3 protein-coding genes are annotated in these 4,746 nt (G+C 65.7%); 1 reads left to right on the top strand and 2 read right to left on the bottom strand.

Annotation, left to right across the window (positions count from 1 at the left end):
* Positions 1-2,597: TonB-dependent receptor (locus HUK84_RS10805; RefSeq protein WP_176640304.1), on the top strand; the 2,597-nt coding region annotated here is incomplete at its 5' end.
* A gap of 76 nt (positions 2,598-2,673) precedes the next feature.
* On the opposite strand, the gene HUK84_RS10810 is transcribed toward HUK84_RS10805, so the two are convergent.
* Positions 2,674-3,276, bottom strand: coding sequence for a DUF1697 domain-containing protein (locus HUK84_RS10810; protein WP_317135278.1), 603 nt, complete (start codon positions 3,274-3,276; stop codon positions 2,674-2,676).
* On the bottom strand, positions 3,273-4,746 hold a 1,474-nt coding region (locus tag HUK84_RS10815), incomplete at its 5' end, for a M3 family metallopeptidase (protein WP_176640306.1). The genes HUK84_RS10815 and HUK84_RS10810, both read right to left, overlap by 4 nt.

Genomic DNA, 4,746 nt, shown 5'->3' on the forward strand with positions numbered 1-4,746 from the left:
ATGCCGCCCATGCCAAGGGCGACGCGGCGACGGCCATGCCCGGTGCCCAGGTCGCGCAAGCCGCGCCGCGCCCCAGGCACAAGAAGAAGGCCGAGCATGCCTCGGTCCCGGAAAATCTGGAAGTCGTGGGCGCGCGCAGCAGCGCGCAGGCCAGCGGCATCGGATCGATCGAGCAGGCGCGCGTGCTGCAGATGAACGCGCCCAACCTCATCAACGTGATGCCGCAATCCGAAATCGAGAAGGTCCCCAACTACGTGCTGGGTGACGCGGCGCGCCGCCTGCCCGGTGCCTCCGTCATCAACAAGAGCGGCGAATCCCGCTCGATCCAGATCCGCGGCCTCGACCCCAACCTGAATGGCGTCACGTTCGAGGACGTCATCCTGCCCGCCGGCTCGATCAACGGCAGCGGCCGCGCGGTGCCGCTGGACGCGATTCCCGCCCCGCTGGCCGGCGGCCTGGAACTGATCAAGACCAACCGTCCCGACCAGGACGCGTTCGCCCTGGGCGGCCAGCTCAACATCCTCTCGCGCGATATCGGGCCGAACGACCAGCCGTTCCTGAACATCTCGGCCGCCGGCGGCATCCGCGACCCGCACCCCACGCGCCTTTTCGACGGCACGATCGCGGGCGGCATGCGCTTCGGCCTGGACGGCAACCCGTTCGACAAGCACGGCGGCGGCAACAAGCCCTTCAGCGTCAGCTTCTTCGCCACCGCTCTGTCGGACTGGCTGATGCTGGACGACCTGCAGCAGAAATGGGCCGGGACCCCGGGGCAGGGCATTCCCGTCAAGCAGGCCGACCAGCTCATGTATTCGGGCCACAAGGTCCGCTGGGGCTACGGCGGCACACTGGGCTGGGACGTCGACAGACATACCAAGATCTATCTGAAGATGTTCGATTCCGGCATCGAGGCCCCGGTCATCAAGTATGACCTGACCTTCAAGCCCGGCAAGACGATCACGATGGACCCCACGCTGCCCGGCGCCTATACGTCCAACTCGTCGACCAGCCTCAGCATGAACGACGTGTGGGTCCATAACGAGGAACGCGTCTACAAGTTCGGCGGCCTCAGCGACGTCGGCCGCTTCAAGCTCGATTACTGGGGCGCGTGGGCCAGCAACTTCCTCTACACGCCCTATTCCTACAGCGCCTCGTTCAACAACGCCAATACGGTCCCCGTCTATTACAACAACATCACCAACGCGCTGCGTCCGACCGCATCCGCGATGACCAACCTGGCGAACTATAACAGCTACACGCTCTCCAGCCTGTCCAACGCGCACCAGAACGATTTCGACGGCGAGTGGGCCGGCCATGTCGGCGCGTCGACCAGGCTGGATGTCCTCGACGTCAAGGGCCTGCTCAGCTTCGGCGGCGGCCTGCGCATGGAACATGTCACCCACAACGACCCGCAATATACCTATGGCGGCGTGCCGTCGGCCAATGCCGGCGCGTGGGCGGGCAACCAGACCTACACCCTGTTCAACGGCCTGTATAATCTGGGCACCCCGCCGGGCACCCAATATGTCCGCCAGATCCTCAGCAATCCCTATCCGGGCCTCAGGGAAAACGTCGCGGCCGACGCCATCACCACGCGGCAATCCTTCATCGACGACAACGAGAACATCTATAATCTCTACCTGCAGTACCAGGCCACCTGGCGGCGTTTCGGCGTCCTGGCCGGCGTGCGCTACGAGAAGACGGACGGCGTCTATCGCGGCATCGCCACCTCGGTCGTCAACGGCCAGACCCAGCTCGCGCCGCGCGCCGTGGGCCAGGAATATGCCAATCTGTTCCCCAGCATCCAGTTGCGCTATAATTTTACCGACAACCTGATCGCCCGCGCCAACTGGTCGACGGCCATCGGCCGTCCCGGCTTCAACGCCGTCACCGCCTCGCAGACGATCAATTACCAGAACGCGTCGATCAGCCAGGGCAACCCGAACCTCAAGCCGACGACGGGCACCAATTTCGACGTCGACCTCGAATATTACCTGCCCAAGGGCGGCATCCTGTCGGCCGGCGCCTTCGACAAGGAATTCAAGAACTACGTCGTCAACTACACGAATTACGTCTCGGGCTATCCCGGCATCCCCGGCCTGGCCACGGTCTCGACCTACGCCAACATCCCGTTCGCCTCGGCCCGCGGGTTCGAACTGAACTACCGCCAGCAATTCACTTTCCTGCCCGGCTTCTGGAAGGGCTTCGGCATCGGCGGCAACATGACCTTCGTCGACTCGCGCGGCCGCAGCCGCAACGGCGTGTTCGAAACGCTGCCCAACACCGCCTCGCATATCTATAATTTCGAGGTCTTCTACATCCACGGCCCGCTGACCCTGCAGTTCGACGGCAACTATCAGGGCCTGACCATGACGGGGCTGGGCTCGGTCCCCAACCAGGACAGCTTCGTGCAGCCCTACCTGAATTTCGACGTCGGCGCGCGCTACAACATCACCCGGAATTTTCAGCTCTATTTCCAGGGCCGGAACATCACCAACACGATGCAGAACGCCACCCAGGGCAGCAGTTCGAAGAACATGGTCGAGCTGCAATATTACGGCTCGTCCTACCTGTTCGGCCTCAACGCGAAGTTCTGACGCGTATCCGAAACGGGGCCTCGCGGCAGGCGGGCGGCGCGCCTTGGCGCACCGCCCGCCGACCCGTTCGCGGCGGTCAGGATTCCAGCATGTCCGCCAGCGTCTCCACCGTGTTCATGTTGCGCACGGTGCAGGCGCCGACGGCGGGAAAGCGCAGCTTCGTGCGCCCCATGCCATGGCCGTAATGAACGTAGAATTCGCATTCCCCCGGCGATATCTCCTCGTCTTCGGCCTTGCCGGGGCATTCGGCCAGCATCGCTTCCGTCACGGGGCGGTCCAGGAAATGGACGCCGACCCGATTCCCCGGCCGGCCGGCGAAGGGGTTGCGCGCGACGATCCGCCGCATTTCGGCGGCATCGCGCAGCATGACGGGCATGGGCGCGCCCATCCGCTCCGCCAGCCTTGCTTCCAGCGCGGCGCGGATTGCCGCCCGCGGCTGCGCCGAGTGAAAGACCACGTTGCCGCTGGCGATATAGGTCCGCACCGCCTCCAGCCCGGCCTGGCGGCAGATCGCCGCCAGCTCGGTCATCGGCAGCGTGCCGCTCCCCCCGACATTCACGGCCCGCAGCAGGGCGGCATAGGCATGGCCGTGGGCGGGGCCCCGGACTTGGGCAGGGTCTTGGGCAGGGTCTTGGGCAGGGTCAGGGGCCCGAACGGGGGCGGGGGGCGCCGCCATCATTCCTCGCCCGGAACCAGGCCGCGATGGCGCAGCATCGGCACGATGTCCGGGTCCCGTCCGTAGAAGGCGCGGAACATCGGGCCGTAATCCATCGTATGGCCGCGCGACAGGATCATGTCGCGGAAACGCTGCCCGTTCGCGCGGGTCAGCCCGCCATGGGCGCGGAACCAGGAATAGGCGGCATCGTCCAGCATCTCGGTCCACAGATAGGCATAATAGCCGGCGGCATAGCCGTTCGACCAGATATGCAGGAAATAGCTGGACCGATAGCGCGGCGGCACGTCGCGCGTATCCAGGCCCGAACGCGCCAGCGATGCCGCCTCGAACCGGTCGACATCCTGGCGCGGCGCGCGCGCCGGCAGCATGTGCCAGTCCATGTCCAGCTTCGCCGCGGCGATCAGCTCGCCCAGCGCATAACCCTGGTCGAAGCGCGCGGCCTTCTTGATCTTGTCCACCAGGGCCTGCGGCATCGCGGCACCGGTCTGGTAGTGCCGCGCGTAATGGGCGAACACGATCGGGTCCAGCGCCCAATGTTCGTTGAACTGCGATGGAAATTCCACGAAATCGCGCGCCACCGCGGTGCCCGACAGGGTGGGATAGACCTGGTCGGCAAACATGCCGTGCAGCGCGTGACCGAATTCGTGGAACATCGTGGTCACGTCCTCGAAACTGATCAGCGCCGGCTGGCCCGGCGCGGGCTTGGCGAAATTGGCGACGTTGTAGATCACCGGCTTCGTCCCCAGCAGGTGCGACTGCCCGACGAAGTTCGACATCCAGGCGCCGCCATTCTTGTTGTCGCGCTTGAAATAATCGAAATAGACCAGCGCCAGCGGCGACCCGTCCCTGTCCGTCACCTCGAACACCCGCACGTCGGGGTTATAGACCGGGATGTCCCTGCGTTCCTTGAAGCTGATGCCGTACAGCCGGTTGGCGGCAAAGAACACGCCGTCGCGCAGTACCCGATCCAGCTCGAAATAGGGCCGGACCTGGGCCGCGTCCAGGTCGTACCGCGCCTTGCGCACCTGCTCGGCATAATGGGCCCAGTCCCACGGACGCGGCTGGAAATGTTGCCCGTCCTGACTGATGGCGGCGGCGATGTCCGCGACCTCGCGCTTCTGCTCCGCCAGCGTCGCGGGCACCAGTTGCGCGATGAAATGCTGCACCGCCTGGGGCGTGCGGGCCATCTGGTCATACAGGACATAGGACGCATAATCCGGATAGCCCAGCAGCGCCGCCTTGCGCGCGCGCAACTGCGCCAGTTCCGCGATCGCGGCCCGCGTGTCGCCCGTATCGCCGCGCTCGGCGCGCATCCAGCTCCTGGTGAACAGCGCCTGGCGCGTGTCGCGATCGGTCAGGGCCGACAGGTCCGGCTGCTGCGTCGTGTTCTGCAGCGGCAGCACCCATTGCCCGGCCAGCCCGCGCTCATGCCCGCTCAGCGCCGCCTGCTGCAGCGCCGCCGGGTCCAGCCCG

The sequence above is a fragment of the Nguyenibacter vanlangensis genome (assembly GCF_013376155.1).
GTDB lineage: Bacteria > Pseudomonadota > Alphaproteobacteria > Acetobacterales > Acetobacteraceae > Gluconacetobacter > Gluconacetobacter vanlangensis.

Bases quoted from the DNA above. Each gene is read 5' to 3' on its own strand.
- HUK84_RS10810 (WP_317135278.1), bottom strand. From the start codon at position 3,276: ATGATGGCGGCGCCCCCCGCCCCCGTTCGGGCCCCTGACCCTGCCCAA.